Below are 19,011 nucleotides of genomic sequence, written 5' to 3'. Positions count from 1 at the left end.
CATCCAAAGCAGTCCTTGGGGGTGCCGCCTCAGGGGCGGCGGTTGCGCCGGGCGGCGAGCTGGCCCTGCACGTAGGCGTCGGCGTCCGGCGAGTACGGCCCGCCGTGGTCGAACAGCAGGTCCGCTATCCGCTGCCATTCCACCACCGCGGCCACGGTACGGTCATCGGCCCGGTCGAGATCACCGGCGGCCTCCTCGGCGGCTTCGAGTGCGGCTTCCACCTCGTGGTGGCTCAGGCCGGTGGCCTGCTCCCGCACCCGGTCGCGGGCCGCACGCTCCTCGGCAGAGGGCACGTGCGGCTCGGTCTCCGTGTCGTGGGTCATGGATTGCCTGCCTCTTCCTGTCGTCCTGTCGTCCTGTCCCTACCCGGTCCGGCCGGGGCGACGGCACGGCCGCGCCCCGGACCCTCACCAAGACTCGGTCAGGGCCACGGAGTACGTCTCGAACCCGGAGCGGAAAACGCTGACGGTGAGGGTTCCCTTGTCCCCGTAGACCTCGTGCCGCCACGCGGCGAAGACCGCGGCCACCCGGCGGACGTTCTCGGCCTCGCCCTTCCCGACCGCGCGCGTGTGGAAGTAGACGGCGGCCTCGCCCGCCCCGTTCACCTTGCGGACCCGGGCCTGGCGGACGGCGTTCTGCGGCAGGAAGGCGTCCTCTTGGGTGCGGTGCTTCGCGAAGTAGGCGTTGAAGTCCCGGGTCATGTCGAACCAGCCCCGCGCACCGCAGGGACCGGCGCCGTTGGTGATGTCCCCGTCGGTGGGCGGGTCCGGGATGCCGTCCTCCTCGTCGGTGGGCGGGTCGGGAATCCCGGTGTCCTGGTCGGTGGGCGGGCCGGGAGTCCCGGTGTCCTCGTCCGTGGGCGGGCCCGTGTAGGGGCCCGTCTCCTGGTCGGTCGGCGGCCCGGCGTATCCGCCCGTCTGCTCCTCGGTCGGCACGTCCGGCGGCGCGCTCGCGCCCGAGCCGAGCCCGCACGTCTCCTTCGCGGGGCCCGGTACGGGGGCAGGGCCCGCCGCCCGGCCCGCCTGCGTGGTCCCGCACGCCGCGAGCGCGGCGCACAGGAGCCCCGCGAGTACCGTTCGCCCGGCCAGCGAAACAGCGGTGGTGGTCATGGTCGTCCCCCTAGTCCATCTCCCCCATGGAGAGGGGCTCGACGCTCCCCCGGTTCCCTCCGGGCCCGACCGGTAACGTGCCGTGGTGAACCGTTCCGTACAGCCGCCCCCGCTCCCGCTCCTGTTCCTCGATGTCGACGGCCCGCTGATCCCCTTCGGGGGGCAGGGATACCCGACGTACGGGCCCCCGGACGCCGGCGGCCATCCCCTGCTCGCCCGGCTGGATCCCGCGCTCGGGCCCCGGCTGGCGGCGCTGCCCTGCGAGCTGGTGTGGGCCACGACGTGGATGGAGGACGCGAACGAGGTCCTCGCACCCCGGCTCGGACTCCCCCGGCTGCCGGTGGTGGACTGGCCGGAGCCCTCCGCCGAGGAGGGCCGGGGCGGTGAGCACTGGAAGACCCGTACCCTCGTCGCCCGCGCGGCCGGGCGCGCCTTCGTCTGGGTCGACGACGAGATCACCGCCGCGGACCACACCTGGGTAGCCGCCCACCACCCGGGCCGCGCCCTGCTCCACCGCGTCGACCCCCGACTGGGCCTCGGGGAAGCGGACTTCGCGACACTCGGCGCGTGGCTGCGCGGCGGCTCGGACGGGCCTGCCGGGTGCGCCGAGGGTAGGACGCCCCGGTTTGGGTAGTCTGTCCCGGACAGCGCGAGCAGCCGGTTGGGGTGGGGTAATGGAACGTCAGACGCGTGTGCCCGGTGTGGTCCTGGCGGCTTCGCTGCTGCTGATGGTGGCCGGCTGCACCGGTGACGACGGAGCCGGCGACGACGGGAGGCCGACCACGCGGGCGACCATACCGGCGTCGCCGTCGCCGTCCGCGTCCGGGCGCGGTGACGACGGCAAGCCCGCCGCCGGGGACGTACTGCCCGGCATGGTCAGCGCGGCCGTGGCCCGTAGCCAGTTGGCCGCGCTGAAGGTGGCCGAGCCGGGCACGATGGCCGGCTACAGCCGCGCCAAGTTCACGCACTGGGCCGAGCAGGGCGACAAGTGCGACACCCGGGAGGTCGTGCTCAAGCGCGACGGCACGGACGTGACCCGCGACTCCGAGTGCCGGGCGGTCTCCGGCAAGTGGACGAGCCTGTACGACGGCGTGGCCGTCGGCGAGGCGTCGAAGATGGACATCGACCACATGGTGCCGCTCGCCGAGGGCTGGCGCTCCGGCGCGGCCGGCTGGGACGCCGCCAAGCGCAAGGCCTTCGCCAACGACCTGACCAACCCTCAGCTGCTCGCGGTCACGGCCTCCTCGAACCGGTCGAAGGGCGACCAGAGCCCCGACCTGTGGCAGCCCCCGGCCAAGTCGTCCTGGTGCCAGTACGGCCGGGCCTGGACCACGGTCAAGTCCACCTACGGGCTGACCGTGACCGAGCCCGAGAAGAAGATGCTGGGCACCATGCTGGACACCTGCACTCCTTAGCAGTGGCCCCCCCGGGCGGGCCTCGGCTCAGGCCTCGTACTCGGTGAGGTCGATGCTGTGGATGTTCAACAGGGAGTTGTACTCCGGGTGCGCGGTGTCCTTCTCCGGCACCATGCCCAGCTTGCGGATCACGTTCTCGGACTCCTCGTTGCCCGCGCGGTTGACGGCGACGACCCGGTCGAGTCCGCGGTCCTGGAGCGCGAACTCCAGCGTCGCGTGCGCGGCCTCGGAGGCGTAGCCCTGGCCCCAGAAGGACCGGCCCAGCCGCCAGCTGACCTCCACCGCGGGCAGCACCTCCGGCAGCCACTCCGGCACGGACAGCCCGACGGCTCCGATCAGCTCCCCCGAGGCGAGCAGCTCGACGGCGAAGACTCCGAACCCCTCGTCGTCCCACTCGTCCTCCCAACGCTCGATCTCCTCGGCGGTCTGGTCCAGGTCGAGGGTGGAGCCGTCGCCGATCCAGCGCATCACCTCCGGGTCGGCGTTGATCTCCGACAGGGGGACGAGGTCGTCGTCGGTCCAGCGGCGGAGGAGGAGGCGGGGGGTGCGGATCTCGGTCATGCGCACATCCTGCCCAAAGCAGCCGACCAACCGGTAATCCGCCATTGCTGCCGTGTTGCAGGTTCGTGGCCATCGCGGTGGGAAGGTTCCCGCGGCCGGACCGTACCTCCTACGGTCCGTCGGGAACCACGACCGAGGAGAGCCCTGTCATGCCCTTCGACCCGACCGCCGAGAGCCAGTACGACCGCAGGCGGCTGCGCCAGTGGGCCCACGGCCACGCCCGTTCCGCCGGTGTGGAGCGCCGCGACCTGCTCAAACTGTTCGCGGCGGCGACGGCCGCCGCCGCGCCGCTGGGACTGGCCGCGGGCACTGCGGCCGCCGCGGCCACCGTCGGCACCTCCTCCGGCGCGGCGCAGCCCGGGATCGTCAAGCCGGTCCCGCCGGAGCTGTTCACGCTGCGGGGCACCAACGCGGAGACGAACTTCGCCGCCCTGCGCGGTACCGGGCAGCTCACCCCCGTCGACCGGTTCTTCGTACGGAACCACACCGCCACCCCGCGCGTCGACACCGATGGGTGGCGTCTGAAGATCTGGGGCAGCGGGCTGGCGGGCGGCCCGGTGGAGTTCTCGTACGACCGGCTGCGCTCCCTCCCGTCCGTCGCCCGGACGCTGTTCATCGAGTGCGCGGGCAACGGCCGGAGCTTCTACACCACCCAGCAGGGCCAGAAGGTCGGCGGCACGGCGTGGACCCTGGGCGCGATCGGGGTCGCGCGCTGGCGCGGGGTCCGGCTGTCGGACGTGCTGCGGCTCGCGGGTGTGACGCGGCGGGCCGTCGACGTGCTGCCGCGCGGGCTCGACGGGGAGGTGGTCGCGAACGGGGTGAACCTGGGGCGGGTGCGGCGCCCGCTGCCGGTGTCCAAGGCGCTGGACGACGTACTGCTGGCGTACGAGATGAACGGCGAGCCGCTGCCGCCCGACCACGGGGCCCCGGTGCGGGTCGTGGTGCCGGACTGGATCGGGATCTCCTCGGTCAAGTGGGTCGGCGACATCGAGGTGAGCGACGAGCCGCTGTACTCGCCGTGGAACACCGACCTCTACCGGATGTTCGGCCCCGGGCAGCCGGCCGGGGGTGGTGCCGCGCTCACCCGGCAGACGCTCAAGAGCGCCTTCGAGCTGGAGCTCGGCGCCGCCGTGCCGGTGCACCGGACGCGGCTGCTGACCGGCCGGTCCTGGTCGGGCGCCGCGCCGGTACGCCAGGTGGAGGTCAGTACGGACGGCGGCGCCCGCTGGCAGCGGGCCCGGCTGCACGACGCCCCGCGGCGGGGCAGCTGGGTGCGCTGGTCGCTGCCGTGGACCCCGCGGGCCACGGGAGCGACGGCTCTGCTGGCGCGGGCCACGGACGCCACCGGGCGCACGCAGCCCGCGACGGCCGACTACAACACGGAGGGGTACCTCTTCGACGCGGTCGTACGCCACCCCGTGCTGGTGGTCTGACCGCGGCCCGTACGGACCGCGGGACTCAGGGGGTGTGGAAGCGGACCTCGGGGGCGTCGGCGGCCGGGCCGTCCAGGACGGGCTGGGGGCGCCCCTTCAGGTGCTGCTCGAAGAAGGCCCCGACGTAGCGCCGTGTCAGCTCCACGGACCGGGCGCCGGCCAGGGGCGCGTCGGGGTCGGGCAGGCCCAGCTGCTCGGCGATGGCCGGGAAGTCGGTGAAGGTGAAGTGGGCCGAGCCGGCGAAGGTGATCCACCGCTTCCAGCCGTCGAGGCGGGGCCAGCCCTCGTCCCAGCTGTCGATGGTGCCGGGGCCGTTCGCCTGCGCGCCGAGCAGCATGAAGGGGCGGCCGGCGGCGCCGCTTCCGGGCTGCGGGGTCGCGAGTCCGCCGTCCATGTCGATCGCGGCCCGGATCCTGCGGTCGGCGGCCATCGCGGCGAGCGAGGACGCGCCGCCGATCGAGTGACCGGCCATGGCGATGCGGCCCTGGTCGATGAGGCCGGCGTGGCGCCAGGCCGGGTGGCGTCCGGTGAGGCGGTCCAGCAGGAAGGACGCGTCGCGGGCCCGGACCTCGGTGACGGCGCGGACGCCGTCCGGCCCGTCGACCTGGTCGCAGGCCAGGCATTCCAGTACGCGGCCGCCGGGGAAGGCGGTCGCGGAGCTCTCGTAGGCGTGGTCCACGGCGGCGACGACGTAGCCGCGCGACGCCAGGTCCTCGGCCAGCGAGGTGAGGGTGGCGCGCGGGACCGTGAATCCCGGGGACAGGACGATCAGGGGGTACCGGCCGCCGACGGGGCGGGCGCCGGACCGGGAGTGGGTCCGTGTGCCGGCCAGGGTCTCGGCCGGGATCACCTGGTCCAGCCCCTGGTCGATCAGCAGCAGCCGGGCCTCCTCGTCGGTGAGGTAGCGCACCGGGCCGCCCGTGCCGGAGCGGGCCGGGTAGCGCATGGTCACCATCAGCTCGCGCGGGCCGGAGTGCGCCCAGGGGTCGGTCCGGCTGCGGTCCACCAGGTGCAGCGTCTCCTGGCCGACGGCGAACCGGCCGGTGGGGTGCGGGAGCTCCACCGGGGTCCGGTGGGCGTCGGAGGATGCGGCGGGGCGTGCGGCGGCGGCAGGCGGTGTCTCGGCCGCCGTTGACACGCCCGCGGCGGCAAGCGGAATGAGGAGGGCAAGTAGAGCTGCGGACACGGCAGTTCGGCGTGTGGTCATGACGTCGAACCTAGGCGGCCCGGCCTGTCGGAACGTCGGCTCACAGGCTGACCGGTCCTGCGACCGCAGTCGCTGACCGCGTCATCCTGAAGTCTGAGGGACGGTGATGGAGTCGAGCTTCTCCCGCAGGTAGCGGTGGGAGTCGACCGGGTCGTGCGCCACCCTGCCGACCGGGGCCGGAAGGGATTCCACGCGGGTGTTCGGGTCGCAATCGTAGAAGTAGACCAGGGAGATCAGCTCCTCGGTCGGTGCGTCGGCGGGCGGCGGCAGGACGCGGTGGCGGCCGGCCCGCCAGCGGTCGCCCGTCCAGCGGGCCATCAGGTCGCCGATGTTCACGGTGAGCGCGGCCGGGTCGTACGGGGCGTCCTGCCAGCCGTCGGAATCGGTGTGGATCTGGAGCCCGCCCGCGCCCAGCTGGCGGTCGAGGACGGTGACCGTGCCGAAGTCGGTGTGGGCACCGATGCGGAACTGTCCGGGCAGGGGCTCTCCGACGACCTCGGTGCCGGGGTACCAGTTGAGGTTGAGCCCCCAGGTGGGGTGTCCCGTGTGGCGGGTGAAGTGGTCCGTCTCCAGGCCCAGGGCGGCGGCCAGCAGCTCCAGCACCTCGTCGGAGAGCGCCCGCATCGCGGCCAGGTACTCCTCGACCAGGGGCCGCAGTTCCGGGGTCTCGCGCGGCCAGGTGTTCGGGCGGAACCATTCGGCGTCCACCGCCGCGATCCCGGTCGGTTCGTCCGCCGCGAAGGACCAGGACTCCTTGAGGTCGGGCGGGGAGGCGGTCCCCTCGGCGTAGCTGTTGGCCTCCGCTCCCGGGCCGAGCCAGCCGCGCCCGCCCACGGTGACCGCGTACGGCTCCTTGGCGGCAGCGGGCAGCCGGAAGAAGGTGCGGGCCGTTTCCCGGATCCGGGCGGGCAGGGAGGGGTCGATTCCGTGGCCGGCCACCAGCAGGAAGCCGGCGCTCTGCAGGGCCTCGTCGACGCGCGCCCCGATCCGGGCCCGCGCCTGGGGCCCGCCCTCGCGCCAGGGTCCGAGATCGATCACGGGGACTTGGGAACTCGCCATGAAGGCCTGCCTTCCGGTCGGTGGGATCGAGGCTAGTGCGTTTGCCGCGCGCCGCACGGAGGCGCGTAGGGGAGGTAGGGCATGTGGGCGGTCCACTGGGTGCGGGTGATCCGCTCTCCCGTGTGTTCGCAGGCCTCCGCGATGCCGCGGCCGAGGTCGGTTCCGGCGAGCCGCAGGGTGGCGTCGAAGCCGCCGGAGGCCAGGACCCCGCCGTCGGGGCTGAAGGCCACCGAGCTGACGGCGGTGAGGTGCCCGGTGAGGGTGGTGAGCGGGCCGGGCCGGGCGGGCCGGGCCACGGACCACAGCCGCACCGTCCGGTCGTCGCCGGCCGAGGCGAGCGTACGGCCGTCGGGGCTGAAGGCGACCGAGCCGACGACGTCGGTGTGGCCGGAGAGGGTGGCGAACGCCGCGGGGTGCCGCAGGTCCGTGATGTCCCACAGCCGTACGGGGGTGTGTCCGCCGGCGGCGGAGGCGAGGGTGCGGCCGTCGGGGCTGAAGGCCACGGAGAACACCGCCACGTCATGGCCCTCCAGCACGGCCAGCAGCGCCGGACGGCGCGGATCGGTGACGTCCGACAGCCGTACGGTGGCGTCCTCGCCCGCGGTGGCCAGCGTCCGGCCGTCCGGGCTGAAGGCGACCGCGCGGACGACGTCCCGGTGCCCCTCGACTCCCGTCAGCGCGACGGGCCGGGCGGGTTCCGTCACGTCCCACAGCCGGACCGCGCCGCCGGTGCCGCAGGCGGCCAGTGTCCGGCCGTCGGGGCTGTAGGCGAGGGCTCGTACGTCGCCCACCTGCGCGTCGAGCCTGGCGAGTTGCGCGGTGCGGGCCGGGTCCGCCACGTCCCAGAGCCGGATGCTCCCGTCGGCGCCGGCCGTGGCGAGGGTGCGGCCGTCGAAGCGGTAGACCACCGAGCGGACGTCGTCCGTGTGCCCGCTCAGCGTGGCGAGGGCGACGGGCCGGTCGGTGCCGTGCATCCGCCACAGCCGGGCCGTGTGGTCCCCGCTCGCGGTGGCGAGCTGCTGCCCGTCGGGGCGGTAGGCGAGGGCGCCGACTTCCTTGGAGTGCGCGGCCGTCGAGGTCATCAGGGTGCTGATGAGGCTGTCGCGGGTCCGCGCGGTGGGCGAGAGCCGGTAGGCCGTCAGGCTCAGCTGTACGGCGAGTCCCGGCTCGGCGTTGGTCAGGCCGGTGGCGCTCTCGGCGAGGTTCTGCGCGACCGCGTCGTTGCGCTGGCGGACCACCTCGTCCTCGGCGCGTACGGCGTTGACGGTGGCGACCGCGGCCACCACCACGAGTGCGGCGAGCAGGGCGACCAGGAACCGCAGCCGCCGGGTGCGGCGCCTGGCGGTGTTCCCGGCGGCCTCCTCGGCCGCCGCGCTGGCCTCGTAGAACTCGCGCTGCTTCGCCGTCAGTCCGACGGTGCGGGTGGTGACGAGCTCGCGGGCCAGGGCGAGCCGGGTGCCCCGGTAGAGGGCGCCCGCGTCGCGGCCGACGTCCTCCCAGGCCCGGGCGGCGTCGGAGAGCCTGCGGTGGAGCCGCAGCCGTTCGCGGTCGTCGGTCAGCCAGCCGCGCAGCCGGGGCCAGGCGCGGATGAGTGCCTCGTGGGTGAGCTCGACGCGCCCGTGGTCGAGGGTGAGCAGGCGCAGCCCGGCGGCGCGTGCCAGCACGGTGTCGGTGTCGGTGTCCTGGCCCAGTTCCTCGCGGGCCACCGGTCGTTTGGTGTCCTCCGTGCCGTCGCCGAGGGCGATGAGGTGGCCGAAGATCTGCCGGGCCAGCTCCTGCCGGCGCCCGGAGAGGGAGGCGTACAGGGTTTCCGCGGACTGGGCGAGGGCTCCGTCGAAGCCGCCCGCCGCGTGGAAGCCGTCGAGGGTGAGCGCGGCGCCACGGCGGCGGCGCCAGGTCTCCAGCAGGGCGTGGGAGAGCAGGGGCAGTGCGCCGACCTGGCCGTGGGCGTGGGCCACGAGGGTGGCCTGGAGGGCTCCTTCGACGGTGAGGCCGGCCTGCCGGGCGGGTTCCACGACGGCCCGGCGCAGTTCGGCGGCGCTCATCGGTCCGACCACGATCTGCGCCTCGCGCAGTACTTCGACCAGGGGCGCGTGGCGGGTGCAGTGGGCGTAGAAGTCGGCGCGTACGCCGAGGACGACGCGGCAGCGGGAGCCGGGGGCCCCGGCCGCGTCGACGAGGGCGGCGATGAAGCGCGCCCGCTCCCGCGGGTCGGTGCAGACGGTGAAGACCTCCTCGAACTGGTCGACGACCAGGACGATTTCCTCGTCGGCGCGGTCCGGGGTGGTGTCCGCGGCCCCCGGGAGCCCGGCGAGCACCTCCTCCAGCAGCCCGGCCGGGTGCGGTCCCGGGGTGAGGACGCGCACGGCCCGGTGGGGGGCGCCGTCCCTCAGCCGGGGCAGCAGACCGGCGTGCAGGAGCGAGGACTTGCCCGCGCCCGAGGCGCCGACGACCGCGAGGACGCGGCGGCGGGCGAGGGTGGCGACGAGGTCCTCCACCAGGTGCTCGCGGCCGAAGAACAGTCCCGCGTCCTCGCTGCGGAAGGCCGCGAGGCCCACGTACGGGAGCCCGTGCCCGCCGTCCCCCGGGAGTTCGGGGTCGGATCCGGGTCCGAATCCGGGTCCGGGTCCGGATTCGGGTGACGGCGGGCCGTCCAGGGCCAGTTCGGCGGCGACCTCGTGCCAGCGCCGCTCCCACTCCCCCGCGTCGCCGCCGCAGGCGCGTACGTACGACAGGGTCACGTCCAGGCTGGGCAGTCGCCGGCCGGCCGCGGCGCCGGAGAGCGTGGCGACGGAGTAGTGCGCGCGTGCGGACAGGTCGCGGTAGGGCGGGGATCCCGCCTCGTGGCGCAGGTGGCGCAGGGCTCTGGCGAAGTGCAGCAGCGGTCCGTCGGTTCCCTCCAGCGGACGCTCCTTGCGCGCCATCCACCAGCCCCTTCCACTCGTGCTCTTTTCTGCCTTCTGGGGTGGATTGTTCAGCAATTGTTTGTTCACTGCCAGCGGGCCGACGGCGAACAACGGAAGGCGGCTAGACCTGAGTCCGGAGCACCGGGACAGGAAGGAGCACGCCGATGGAACGACCGCTCGACGCCGCCGTCAGCACCGCGGCCGCCCTGGTGGCGGCAGTGCTGCTGGCCGGCTGCGGCGCGTCCGCCGCGCCACGGCCGCAGGGGCCGGTCCGCGAGCCGAGCGCCGCCGAAACGCGGCTGCTGGAGCAGGCCGAACAGATCCTGATCAGCGACTGCATGCGGGAGCGCGGCTTCCCGTACGCCGTCACGCAGGCTCCCGCCGGGGACACGGCGGGGCGGTCCTTCCCCTACGCGGTGGACGACGTGGAGTGGGCGCGGGCCCACGGGTACGGCGGCCGCGACGAGAAGCGCACCGCCGACGCACGGCAGGCCGATCCGAACCAGAAGTACTTCCACCGGCTGTCGGAGCGGCAGCGCGCGGCCGCCCGTACCGCGCTCATGGGCCGCTCCCCCGTGGGCCTTTCGGCCGAGGCGCCCACCGGGATGACCCTCACCGCGAGCACCGAGGGGTGCATCGCGCAGGCGCAGCGCACGCTGTACGGCGATCTGGCCGGCTGGTTCCGCGCCAAGGTCGTCACGATGAACCTGCGGCCGGTGCGCGAGACCCGCGTGCGCGAGGACCGGCGCTACGCGGACGCGGTCCGCGAGTGGGCCGGCTGCATGCGGGCGGCGGGACGGCCGTACGCGACCCCGGCCGACTCCCGGCAGGCCGCGGCGGGACTGGCCGAAGCGGCCGGGACCGAACTCGCGGTCACCGAAGCGACCTGCGCCACCGGCACATCGCTGGCGCGGGTCTCCCAGGCTCTGGACCTCACCTACGGCGAACAAGTCCGTGCTCGGCACCAGGACGAGATCACCCTCAGGCGAAGGCTCCAGAACGACGCGCTCCCTACGGCGGAGCGGGTCGTGGCTCAACACGACGCATGACGGACAGGCAACGGACACACCGAGGGAGAACCCCATGAACACGTTCCGTACGACGATGCTGGCCTGCGCGCTCGCGCTGCCGCTGCTGGCAGCCCCCGCGACGCTGACGACGGCCAGCGCGTCCCCGGCCGACGCCGCCGGCGTGGCCGCGGACGGCAACTACTGGGTCTGGGCCGACACCAACCGCGGGGGTCCCAGCTGTGGTTGGAGCGGCAACGACTCCGACTGGCGCACCTGTGGCTCCGGCGGCAACTACAACATGAACGACCGGGCCTCGTCCTGGTGGAACAACGGGTACGCGGGCTCGCTGGGCGATGTCCGCGTCTACGAGGACATCAACTACGGCGGCGCCTCGACCTGTGCCCCGAACGGCTCGGCCGGCAACATCCCGTGGGAGTGGAACGACCGGATCTCCTCCCACAAGTGGGTGACCAACTGCGGTTACTGAGCGGCGCAGCGCGTCGCGGCGGGCCTCCCGGGCATCAGTCCCGGGGGGCCCGCACGGCGTAGCGGATCTGTCCGTCGTCGGCGCCGACCTGCTCGAACCCGGCCCGGCGGACCACGCCGTGGGAGGCGGCGTTGCCCTCGGCCACGTTGGCGCGCAGCTCGGTGAAGCCGGGGTGCGCGAACGCCCAGTCGGTCAGGGCCTTGAGCGCCTCGGTGGCGAAGCCGCGGCCGCGGGCCGACGGTACGAGGTCGTAGCCGATCTCCGCACCTCCCTCGGCGTCCGGGGCGGCGTGGAAGCCCATGCCTCCGATCGCGCGGCGGTCGCCCGTACGGACGAGGGCGTACGGACCCCAGCCCGGCAGGTAGCGGCCCTCCTCGCGCGTTTTGGCCGCCATCCCGGCCCCGATGCGGGTGCCGTCGGCGGGGCCGTCCTCGGTCCAGGCGAAGCCGCCGGTGCCGCCGGCGTGCAGGTCGGCGGCGGACGCCGGGGTGATCTCGCAGAGCGTCAGGCGCTCGGTCACGATCGGATCGGCGTACCAGCGCCAGGTCGTCTGGCGGGCCAGGCCCGGGAGTTCGCCGCGGCCGGTGGCCCACAGCAGCGTCTGCCAGGCGTCGTTGCCGCGCGGGACGTGCGGGAAGAGCCGGTCGAGGACCCGCGCGGACAGGTCCGGGCAGGCTTCCCAGTCGTGGACGCCCAGGCCGCCCAGGATGTCGTGGGTGTGCAGCAGCGCCTCGACCACGCCCATCGCGGCGAAGCCGTCGGCGCCCGCGCTGCCGTAGGGGTGCCAGGCGCGGTCGCCGGGGCGGGCCGCGCGCACGGCGGCGGACAGCAGGCCGCCGGTCGCCCCGATGATCCGTATCAGGCCCTCGGGGGTGGTGCCGGGGTCGGCGGTGATCTCGAAGGGGACGTAGGAGTCGGTGGCGTGTCCGGTGAGCTGGGCCGCGTAGCCGGTGAAGTCGCCCGCCACGTGGACGGCGGTGTCGTAGCAGCTCCAGTCCAGGCCGGCGGCCTGCTTGCCCCAGTCGAGGTGTGCCACGCCACTCAGTGCCTGGGTGGTGAGTGACACCGCTTTGTCTACGTCCTGCGCGCCCGTGATCGTCATGGGGCGAACCCTAGGCCTCCGACCCCGTCGGACCAACGGAATATCCGTCGAGACCTCGTACTGGTGACAAGGGCGCGCCGCCGTGCCCGCGGCCGGGCCGGGGCGCTACTGCTTGTGCTCGTAGCGGCGCGCCGAGGGCGCCCGGACGAAGGGCGGAGCAAGCGGTGGACATTTCGACGAAGGACGTGTTCGGGGCGCCGTGCTGGGTGAGCCTGATGGCCCGCGACCTGGAGACGTCGCAGCGGTTCTACGGTGCGGTCGCGGGCTGGCGGTTCCGCCCGGCACGGCTCGGCGAGGCCTTCTCGGTCGCCGAGCTGGACGGGGTGCCGGTGGCGGGTATCGGGGCGCTGGCCACGGACCTCGGGGTCGCGGTGGCGTGGACCCCGTACTTCGCGGTCGACGACGCCAATGTGGCGGTGGACCGGATCCGCGAGCGCAGCGGCACGATCGCGGTCGGCCCGGTGTCCTTCGAGTCCGGAGGACGGGCGGCGCTGGTGGCCGACGTGGACGGGGCGGTGTTCGGGATCTGGGAGGGCCGCGTCTCGGCCTCCTGGCGGGTGGGGGCGGGCCACGCGCCGGCCTGGCTGGAACTGCGCACCCGCAACGCGTTCGAGTCGGCGATCTTCTACGGGGAGGTGCTGGAGTGGGCCACCGAACGCCCGGGGTGCTGCGAGGTCTCGTACGAGGAGGACCAGGTGGTGCTGCGGCAGCGCGGCGAGCCCGTGGCCCGGCTCAACAGCGGCCCCGTCGAGACGGCCTCGTACACGCCGTACAGCCGCCCGCGCTGGCACGTGCACTTCCGGGTCCCGGCGCTGGAGCCGGCCGTGGGGGCGGCCCTCGCCCTCGGCGGCCGCACGGTGTCGGAGATCGAGTCGGGCCCCACCGAGCGCTGGGTGGCCCTGCGCGACCCGGACGGGGCCCTGTTCACCCTCACGACCTCGCTCGCCGGGTGAGGGCGCGCGAGCGCCTCAGCCGGGCGGACGGCGGGTGCGGGTCCAGTGCAGGAGGGCGTCCGCGGGCCAGGTGTTGACGACTCGGGCGGCCGGGACCCCGCATTCCACGGCGCGTTCGCAGCCGAGGGTCTGCCAGTCCAACTGGCCGGGGGCGTGGGCGTCCGTGTCGATCGCGAAGAACGTGCCCGCGGCCTCGGCGAGGCGCAGCAGCCTGCGGGGCGGGTCGAGCCGCTCGGGCCGGCTGTTGATCTCCACGGCGGTGCCGGCCTCGGCGCAGGCGGCGAAGACGGCCCCGGCGTCGAACTGCGACTCGGGCCGGGTCCTGCCGGTCACCAGCCGTCCCGTGCAGTGGCCGAGGACGTCCAGGTGGGGGTTGCGTACGGCGGCCAGCATCCGCCGGGTCATGGCGGGGGCGTCCATCCGCAGTTTCGAGTGGACGGAGCCGACGACGAGGTCGACCTCGCCGAGCAGTTCGTCCTCCTGGTCGAGGGATCCGTCGAGGAGGATGTCGCACTCGATGCCGGTCAGCAGCCGGAACGGCGCCCAGGTCTCGTTGAGCTCGGCCACGACCCGCAGTTGTTCGCGCAGCCGCTCGGGCGAGAGGCCCCGGGCGACGGTCAGGCGCGGCGAGTGGTCGGTGAGCACCGCGTACTCGTGCCCCAGGTCGGCCGCGGCACGGCCCATGGCCTCGATCGGGCTTCCCCCGTCCGACCAGTCGGAGTGCACGTGGCAGTCGCCGCGCAGCGCCGCGCGCAGGGCGAGGGCCGAGGGCGAAGGCGGCGGGCCCGCCGGGTGCGCGGCGGCCAGGTCCTCCAGTTTCCGCAGGTACTCCGGGATCTCGCCGCCCAGCGCCTCGTGGACGACCTTGGCCGTCTTGGGGCCGATGCCCCTGACCGCCTCCAGCGTGCCCGCACGGGCCCGGTCGGCCACCTCGCGCTCGCCCATGCTCACCAGAGCCGCCGCGGCCGTCCGGAAGGCCCGGACCCGGTAGGTCGGCTCCTGGGCGCGCTCCAGCAGGAAGGCGATCCGGTCCAGCGCCGCAACCGGATCCATCGCGTACCTCCTGACGCCTACTGCCCGCTGCTGCCTGTGTCCCTCCGCGGTGCGTGGTCCCTCTGCTCCCAGTGTGGCCACAAACCGCCGTCCCGGCTCAGCGGAGCTCGGCCAGCAGCAGCGCCACGTCGGCCGCGGCGACCGCCAGCGTGGCGCGGAAGGGGAAGCGGCCGCCGAGCCGGCCGCCCGCGAGCAGGGCCGGGGTGGCCGTCACCGCCAGCAGGGCCCAGCCGTACGGGCTGACCGGCCCCGGCGGCCCGACGATCAGCGCGGCGGTCGAGCCGAGGACGAGTACGCCGGCCAGGGCGGCCGAGCGGCGCACGCCGAGTCGCTGCGGCAGCCCTCTCACCCCGGTGGCCAGGTCGTCCTCGAGGTCGGGCAGGACGTTGGCGAAGTGCGCGCCCGCCCCGAGGAGCGCCGCGGCGGCTGTGAGCCACGGCGGCGGCCAGGGGGCTCCCGGCAGACCGAGGGTGACGTATGCGGGGAGCAGCCCGAAGGCCAGGGCGTACGGCAGCCAGGAGGCGGCGGTGCTCTTGAGCCGCAGGTTGTACGCCCAGGCGGCGGCCACGCCGGTGAGGTGCACGGCTCCCGCGAGGAGTCCGCCGGCCAGCGACAGGGCCACGCACAGGAGCAGCGCCCCGACCGCGGCGACGGCCACCGCGCGCGGGGGCACCGTACCGGCGACCAGGGGTTTGTCCGTACGGCCGGTGGCGAGGTCGCGGCGCAGGTCGACGCGGTCGTTGCACCAGCCGACCGACAGCTGTCCGGCGGCGACGGCCGCCACGGTGACGGCGGCTCCGGGGAGCGCGCGCCCCACGGCGGCGGCCAGGGCGGCGGTGAACAGGGTGACGGCCGCCGCCGGCAGCGGATGGCAGGCCCCCAGCAGGCCGACGGCCGCGGCCGCGGGCGCCGGGATGCGGGGACGGGTGCGGGGCGGGCGGGGTCCTGCGGTGGTGGCGGGCACGGTGCCACGGTATGCGGCGGCGCGCCCGGTTCGCTCGATTCCTCACGAAGTGTCAGTTCTTGCCTATGTTGAGGCAATGACACGTGTCCTCGCGGTGCGCAGCGTGTTCCCTCCCCACCGCTACCCACAGTCCGAGATCGCGGCGGCGCTCGCCCGCTTCCTCCCGCCGGGCTCCGACAGCGCGCTCCTGCACCGGGTCCACGCGTCGGTACGGGTCGGGTCCCGTCATCTGGCACTGCCGCTGGAGCGGTACGGACCCTCGAACGACTTCGGCGCCACCAACGCCCTGTTCGTCGAGGCCGCCCTCGAACTCGGCGGCCGGGCCGTCGAACTCGCCCTCGCCGACGCCGGACTGCCGGGCTCCGAGCTCGACCTGGTCATGTCGACCACGGTGACCGGTCTGGCCACGCCCTCGCTTGAGGCCCGCCTCGCCGGCCGCGCGGGCCTGCGCCCGGACGTACGGCGGCTGCCGCTCTTCGGCCTCGGCTGCGCCGCGGGCGCCGCCGGGGTGGGGCACCTCCACGAGCACCTGACCGGCAGCCCCGGCCATGCGGCGCTGCTGCTCTCCACCGAGCTGTGCTCGCTCACCCTCCAGAGCGCGGACGCCTCGATGGCCGCCCTGGTGGGTGCGGCCCTCTTCGGCGACGCGGCCGCCGCCCTGGTGGCGGTCGGCGAGAGCCATCCGCTGCACGGCTCGGGCCCCGGGCCCTCGGTGGTGGCCTCGCGCAGCCGCCTCTACCCGGGCACCGAGCACCTGCTGGGGTGGGACATCGGCCACTGGGGCTTCCGCCTGGTGCTGGGCCCCGAACTCCCCGAGGTGGTGCGGCTGCACGTGGCGGAGGAGGTGGAGACCTTCCTCGCCGGGCACGACCTCAAGCCCTCGGACGTCGACGCGTGGATCTGCCACCCCGGCGGGCCGAAGGTCCTCGACGTACTGGCGCAGGCGCTGGCGCTGCCCGAGGCGGCCTTCGCGGCGAGCCGGGACTCGCTGGCCGCCGTCGGCAACCTCTCCTCCGCCTCGGTCCTGCACATCCTCGCCACCCTCCAGGAGTCGGGACCGCCGCCGCCCGGGTCGATCGGGCTGATGATCGCCTTCGGTCCGGGCTTCGCCTCCGAACTCGTCCTGCTGCGCTGGTGAGTGAACCGTGCCGATGAACCTGTACCTGCTGATCGTGGGCCTCGTCGCCGCCGAACGCCTCGCCGAGCTGGTCACCGCGCGCCGCAACAGCGCCTGGAGCCTGGCCCGGGGCGCCCGCGAGTACGGCCGGGACCACTATCCGGCCATGGTCGCTCTGCACACCGCGCTGCTGGCCGGGTGCGCGGTGGAACCGTGGGCCGCGGGGCGCCCGTTCGTCCCCTGGCTTGGCTGGCCCGCCCTCGCGCTCGCCGCGGCGGCGCAGGTCCTGCGCTGGTGGTGCATCGCCACCCTCGGGCCGCGCTGGAACACCCGCGTGCTGGTGGTGCCGGGGCTGCCGCTGGTGACGGCGGGGCCGTACCGGCTGCTGCGCCACCCGAACTACGTCGCGGTCGTCGCCGAGGGCATCGCCCTGCCCCTGGTGCACACCGCGTGGGTGACCGCGGTCGGCTTCACCGCCCTGAACGCGGTCCTGCTCGGCGCCCGCATCCGCTGCGAGGACGCCGCCCTCGCCGACGCCCCGGCGGACCGCACGGCGGACCACCTGCCCGCCGCGGCCCCGCGTACCGCACCGTGATCGACCTGCTCGTCGCGGGCGGCGGCCCGGCGGGGCTGGCGACCGCGATCCACGGCGCGCTGGCCGGGCTGGAGGTGGTGGTCGCCGAACCCCGGCCGACCCCCATCGACAAGGCCTGCGGCGAGGGCCTGATGCCGGCGGGCGTACGCCGGCTCGCCGAGCTCGGCGTGAGCGTGCCCGGCCGGCCCTTCCACGGCATCCGCTACCTCGACGGCACCACCGGGCGCCACGCGGAGGGGCTGTTCCGCACCGGCCCCGGGCTCGGCGCCCGGCGCACCGGACTCCAGGCCGCACTGGCCGACCGGGCCGCGCAGTTGGGCGTACGGGTGGTCGCCCGCCGCATCGAGGGGGTGCGCCAGGGGCCCGACTCGGTCGGCGCGGCGGGCCTGACCGCGCGCTACCTGGTGGCGGCGGACGGACTGCACTCCCCCGTCCGGCGGGAACTGGGCCTCGCCGCGCCGCCCGTGCCCGGCCGGCCCGCGCGCTACGGCCTGCGCCGGCACTACGCCGTGGCCCCGTGGAGCGACTGCGTCGAGGTGTACTGGTCGGACCGGGCCGAGGCGTACGTGACCCCGCTGGGGCCCGACCGGATCGGCGTGGCCGTCCTGACCACCGAGCAGGCGCCCTTCGACGTACAACTCGCCCGGTTCCCGCTGCTGTCGGCCCGGCTGCCCGCGGCTCCCGGCGCGCCGGTGCGCGGCGCGGGGCCGCTGCGCCAGCGCTCCCGGGTGCGGGTGGCGGGGCGGGTGCTGTTCGTGGGGGACGCGGCCGGGTACGTCGACGCCCTCACGGGTGAGGGGCTCACTCTGGCCGTCACTGCGGCGGGTGAGCTCGTACGGTGCGTACGGGCGGGCCGGCCGCGGGAGTACGAGCGGGCCTGGCTGGAGCTCTCGCGCAGCTACCGGGCCCTGACCGCCTCCCTCCTGTGGGCCCGCGGACAGCCCCGGCTCGCACGGCGCATCGTGCCGCTGGCCGCCCGGCTGCCCGGGGTGTTCACGCGGCTGGTGAACGTGCTCGCGTAGCCGCCGGCGCGCAGAACGAAGGGGGCCCGGGCGGCGCACGCGTCGCCGCCCGGGCCCCCTTGCGGGTCAGGAGCCGCCGCGTGGCGTCCGGTACTGGAGCGCCAGGCCCGCGAGGACGGCGGCGGAGGCCGCGCAGAGCACCGCCGTGACGCCCGTCCAGGCCGCGGAGCCGCCGATCGCGCCCGCCAGGGGGTCGAAGTCGACGACCCCGCCCAGCACGTGCAGCACGGTCACGGCCAGGGCCGCCACGGCCCCGGTCCGCCACACCGCGGCGGTGTCCCGGACCGCCACCAGCCCGCCGAGGCCCAGGCACAGCACGGTGACCGCGAGGGCGAGGAGCCCCCCGGGGTCACCGGAGGAGACGCCCTCCAGGTCGCCGGGCAGGTGCAGGGTCCCGCAGACCAGCAGCGCGAGCGCCACCGGCCAGCGCAGCACGTGCCGCAGCGCGAGGGAACCGCGGGCGGCCGGGACCGGCTCCGCCGCCCGGCCCTGACGGGGAGCCTCGGCCGGGGCGGGGGCCGGGGCCGGAGCGGGCCGCTCGGCCGGCTCGTGCAGGACCGGGGGGTGCGCCACCGGTTCGCCGGTGCCGAGGATGCTCACCAGCCGGGCCACGTCCTCGATGGGCCGGCCCAGTGCGGCGGCCCGCAGGGTGATGTCGGTCTCCACCCCGTCGTGCGGGGGCCGGCCCAACAGCGTGACCATCTCCCCGACTTCGTCGACGGGCCGGGACACCGCGGCAGCCCGCAGCGCCTCGTGTCCGGGGTTGGGCAGTTGGCCGGTCTCCTTGAGCAGGCTGACGAGTTCGGCGACCTCTTCGAGGGGGCGCCCGGTGGCCGCCGTCACCAGGACGGTGCGTATGGGCCGGCCGCCCGCCCGGGTGGTATCCGGTGCCTCGTCCGCGGTCGGCGCCTCGTCCTCGGGGGTGTCGTCGGCCGGCGGCCGGATGGCTGTGGTGTCGGGGAGCCGGCGCGGTTCTTCGTGCTCCGTCGCGGCGAGCGTGATGGGGTCATTCATGGAA

19 protein-coding genes are annotated in these 19,011 nt (G+C 75.0%); 9 read left to right on the top strand and 10 right to left on the bottom strand.

Annotation, left to right across the window (positions count from 1 at the left end; genetic code table 11):
• Window positions 1-29: 29 nt before the first annotated feature.
• On the bottom strand, window positions 30-323 hold the full coding sequence (locus ACZ7GJ_RS20700) for a hypothetical protein (RefSeq protein ID WP_470753566.1): 294 nt from the start codon (window positions 321-323) through the stop codon (window positions 30-32).
• An 84-nt stretch (window positions 324-407) separates the two neighbouring features.
• On the bottom strand, window positions 408-1,109 hold the full coding sequence (locus ACZ7GJ_RS20695) for a hypothetical protein (RefSeq protein ID WP_470753564.1): 702 nt from the start codon (window positions 1,107-1,109) through the stop codon (window positions 408-410).
• Window positions 1,110-1,194: 85 nt separating this feature from the next.
• On the opposite strand from ACZ7GJ_RS20695, the gene ACZ7GJ_RS20690 reads away from it, so the two are divergent.
• Window positions 1,195-1,743 carry an HAD domain-containing protein gene (locus ACZ7GJ_RS20690; protein WP_470753562.1) on the top strand — a complete coding sequence of 183 codons (549 nt, stop codon included), beginning with the start codon at window positions 1,195-1,197 and terminating at the stop codon, window positions 1,741-1,743.
• A 40-nt stretch (window positions 1,744-1,783) separates the two neighbouring features.
• The gene (locus ACZ7GJ_RS20685; protein ID WP_470753561.1) at window positions 1,784-2,524 is read left to right on the top strand and encodes an HNH endonuclease family protein; all 741 of its coding nucleotides are present in this window, start codon (window positions 1,784-1,786) and stop codon (window positions 2,522-2,524) included.
• A gap of 27 nt (window positions 2,525-2,551) precedes the next feature.
• Here the strand turns inward: ACZ7GJ_RS20685 and ACZ7GJ_RS20680 are convergent, their stop codons facing one another.
• The gene (locus ACZ7GJ_RS20680) at window positions 2,552-3,085 is read right to left on the bottom strand and encodes a GNAT family N-acetyltransferase (RefSeq protein WP_470753559.1); all 534 of its coding nucleotides are present in this window, start codon (window positions 3,083-3,085) and stop codon (window positions 2,552-2,554) included.
• A gap of 149 nt (window positions 3,086-3,234) precedes the next feature.
• On the opposite strand from ACZ7GJ_RS20680, the gene ACZ7GJ_RS20675 reads away from it, so the two are divergent.
• Complete coding sequence (locus tag ACZ7GJ_RS20675; protein ID WP_470753558.1) at window positions 3,235-4,518, top strand: sulfite oxidase; 1,284 nt, start codon at window positions 3,235-3,237, stop codon at window positions 4,516-4,518.
• A 25-nt stretch (window positions 4,519-4,543) separates the two neighbouring features.
• Here ACZ7GJ_RS20675 and ACZ7GJ_RS20670 read toward each other — a convergent pair whose 3' ends face one another.
• From ACZ7GJ_RS20670 to ACZ7GJ_RS20660, 3 genes are all read right to left on the bottom strand, one after another.
• On the bottom strand, window positions 4,544-5,725 hold the full coding sequence (locus ACZ7GJ_RS20670; protein WP_470753556.1) for an alpha/beta hydrolase family protein: 1,182 nt from the start codon (window positions 5,723-5,725) through the stop codon (window positions 4,544-4,546).
• 81 nt (window positions 5,726-5,806) lie between these two features.
• On the bottom strand, window positions 5,807-6,784 hold the full coding sequence (locus ACZ7GJ_RS20665) for an isopenicillin N synthase family dioxygenase (RefSeq protein ID WP_470753554.1): 978 nt from the start codon (window positions 6,782-6,784) through the stop codon (window positions 5,807-5,809).
• A gap of 32 nt (window positions 6,785-6,816) precedes the next feature.
• Entirely contained in the window at window positions 6,817-9,708 is a 2,892-nt protein-coding gene (locus ACZ7GJ_RS20660) for a WD40 repeat domain-containing protein (RefSeq protein WP_470753552.1), read from the bottom strand.
• Window positions 9,709-9,854: 146 nt separating this feature from the next.
• On the opposite strand from ACZ7GJ_RS20660, the gene ACZ7GJ_RS20655 reads away from it, so the two are divergent.
• Both ACZ7GJ_RS20655 and ACZ7GJ_RS20650 read left to right on the top strand, forming a co-directional pair.
• Window positions 9,855-10,739 carry a hypothetical protein gene (locus ACZ7GJ_RS20655; protein WP_470753551.1) on the top strand — a complete coding sequence of 295 codons (885 nt, stop codon included), beginning with the start codon at window positions 9,855-9,857 and terminating at the stop codon, window positions 10,737-10,739.
• A 34-nt stretch (window positions 10,740-10,773) separates the two neighbouring features.
• Window positions 10,774-11,187, top strand: coding sequence for a peptidase inhibitor family I36 protein (locus ACZ7GJ_RS20650; RefSeq protein ID WP_470753550.1), 414 nt, complete (start codon window positions 10,774-10,776; stop codon window positions 11,185-11,187).
• 34 nt (window positions 11,188-11,221) lie between these two features.
• Here the strand turns inward: ACZ7GJ_RS20650 and ACZ7GJ_RS20645 are convergent, their stop codons facing one another.
• On the bottom strand, window positions 11,222-12,289 hold the full coding sequence (locus tag ACZ7GJ_RS20645) for a GNAT family N-acetyltransferase (RefSeq protein ID WP_470753548.1): 1,068 nt from the start codon (window positions 12,287-12,289) through the stop codon (window positions 11,222-11,224).
• Between the two features lie 215 nt (window positions 12,290-12,504).
• Here ACZ7GJ_RS20645 and ACZ7GJ_RS20640 point away from each other — a divergent pair, with 215 nt between their 5' ends.
• Complete coding sequence (locus tag ACZ7GJ_RS20640) at window positions 12,505-13,242, top strand: VOC family protein (RefSeq protein ID WP_470753637.1); 738 nt, start codon at window positions 12,505-12,507, stop codon at window positions 13,240-13,242.
• A gap of 15 nt (window positions 13,243-13,257) precedes the next feature.
• Here the strand turns inward: ACZ7GJ_RS20640 and ACZ7GJ_RS20635 are convergent, their stop codons facing one another.
• Window positions 13,258-14,295 carry a PHP domain-containing protein gene (locus ACZ7GJ_RS20635; protein WP_470753546.1) on the bottom strand — a complete coding sequence of 346 codons (1,038 nt, stop codon included), beginning with the start codon at window positions 14,293-14,295 and terminating at the stop codon, window positions 13,258-13,260.
• Window positions 14,296-14,392: 97 nt separating this feature from the next.
• Window positions 14,393-15,259: a UbiA family prenyltransferase gene (locus tag ACZ7GJ_RS20630; protein ID WP_470753544.1), complete on the bottom strand. Its 867-nt coding sequence runs from the start codon at window positions 15,257-15,259 to the stop codon at window positions 14,393-14,395.
• Between the two features lie 76 nt (window positions 15,260-15,335).
• On the opposite strand from ACZ7GJ_RS20630, the gene ACZ7GJ_RS20625 reads away from it, so the two are divergent.
• From ACZ7GJ_RS20625 to ACZ7GJ_RS20615, 3 genes are read left to right on the top strand one after another with little or no spacing between them, the layout of a single operon-like run.
• Entirely contained in the window at window positions 15,336-16,397 is a 1,062-nt protein-coding gene (locus ACZ7GJ_RS20625; protein ID WP_470753542.1) for a type III polyketide synthase, read from the top strand.
• A gap of 13 nt (window positions 16,398-16,410) precedes the next feature.
• Window positions 16,411-16,971, top strand: a complete 561-nt coding sequence (locus tag ACZ7GJ_RS20620) for an isoprenylcysteine carboxyl methyltransferase family protein (RefSeq protein WP_470753636.1) — start codon at window positions 16,411-16,413, stop codon at window positions 16,969-16,971.
• Window positions 16,968-17,993: an NAD(P)/FAD-dependent oxidoreductase gene (locus ACZ7GJ_RS20615; RefSeq protein ID WP_470753540.1), complete on the top strand. Its 1,026-nt coding sequence runs from the start codon at window positions 16,968-16,970 to the stop codon at window positions 17,991-17,993. Before ACZ7GJ_RS20620 ends, ACZ7GJ_RS20615 begins: the two co-directional genes overlap by 4 nt.
• A gap of 66 nt (window positions 17,994-18,059) precedes the next feature.
• On the opposite strand, the gene ACZ7GJ_RS20610 is transcribed toward ACZ7GJ_RS20615, so the two are convergent.
• Window positions 18,060-19,007, bottom strand: coding sequence for a hypothetical protein (locus tag ACZ7GJ_RS20610; protein WP_470753538.1), 948 nt, complete (start codon window positions 19,005-19,007; stop codon window positions 18,060-18,062).
• Between the last annotated feature and the right edge of the window lie 4 nt (window positions 19,008-19,011).

The organism is Streptomyces sp. NPDC037242, assembly GCF_055604165.1.
The sequence above is the reverse complement of the archived record's forward strand: the minus strand, read 5'-3'. Positions and strand labels throughout refer to the sequence as shown.

Coding starts and splice junctions, on each gene's coding strand:
- ACZ7GJ_RS20685 (WP_470753561.1), top strand. CDS start 1,784: ATGGAACGTCAGACGCGTGTGCCCGGTGTGGTCCTGGCGGCTTCGCTG.
- ACZ7GJ_RS20660 (WP_470753552.1), bottom strand. CDS start 9,708: ATGGCGCGCAAGGAGCGTCCGCTGGAGGGAACCGACGGACCGCTGCTG.
- ACZ7GJ_RS20695 (WP_470753564.1), bottom strand. CDS start 1,109: ATGACCACCACCGCTGTTTCGCTGGCCGGGCGAACGGTACTCGCGGGG.
- ACZ7GJ_RS20700 (WP_470753566.1), bottom strand. CDS start 323: ATGACCCACGACACGGAGACCGAGCCGCACGTGCCCTCTGCCGAGGAG.
- ACZ7GJ_RS20680 (WP_470753559.1), bottom strand. CDS start 3,085: ATGACCGAGATCCGCACCCCCCGCCTCCTCCTCCGCCGCTGGACCGAC.
- ACZ7GJ_RS20650 (WP_470753550.1), top strand. CDS start 10,774: ATGAACACGTTCCGTACGACGATGCTGGCCTGCGCGCTCGCGCTGCCG.
- ACZ7GJ_RS20610 (WP_470753538.1), bottom strand. CDS start 19,007: ATGAATGACCCCATCACGCTCGCCGCGACGGAGCACGAAGAACCGCGC.
- ACZ7GJ_RS20645 (WP_470753548.1), bottom strand. CDS start 12,289: ATGACGATCACGGGCGCGCAGGACGTAGACAAAGCGGTGTCACTCACC.
- ACZ7GJ_RS20655 (WP_470753551.1), top strand. CDS start 9,855: ATGGAACGACCGCTCGACGCCGCCGTCAGCACCGCGGCCGCCCTGGTG.
- ACZ7GJ_RS20670 (WP_470753556.1), bottom strand. CDS start 5,725: ATGACCACACGCCGAACTGCCGTGTCCGCAGCTCTACTTGCCCTCCTC.
- ACZ7GJ_RS20640 (WP_470753637.1), top strand. CDS start 12,505: ATGGCCCGCGACCTGGAGACGTCGCAGCGGTTCTACGGTGCGGTCGCG.
- ACZ7GJ_RS20665 (WP_470753554.1), bottom strand. CDS start 6,784: ATGGCGAGTTCCCAAGTCCCCGTGATCGATCTCGGACCCTGGCGCGAG.
- ACZ7GJ_RS20635 (WP_470753546.1), bottom strand. CDS start 14,295: ATGGATCCGGTTGCGGCGCTGGACCGGATCGCCTTCCTGCTGGAGCGC.
- ACZ7GJ_RS20620 (WP_470753636.1), top strand. CDS start 16,411: ATGAACCTGTACCTGCTGATCGTGGGCCTCGTCGCCGCCGAACGCCTC.
- ACZ7GJ_RS20625 (WP_470753542.1), top strand. CDS start 15,336: ATGACACGTGTCCTCGCGGTGCGCAGCGTGTTCCCTCCCCACCGCTAC.
- ACZ7GJ_RS20675 (WP_470753558.1), top strand. CDS start 3,235: ATGCCCTTCGACCCGACCGCCGAGAGCCAGTACGACCGCAGGCGGCTG.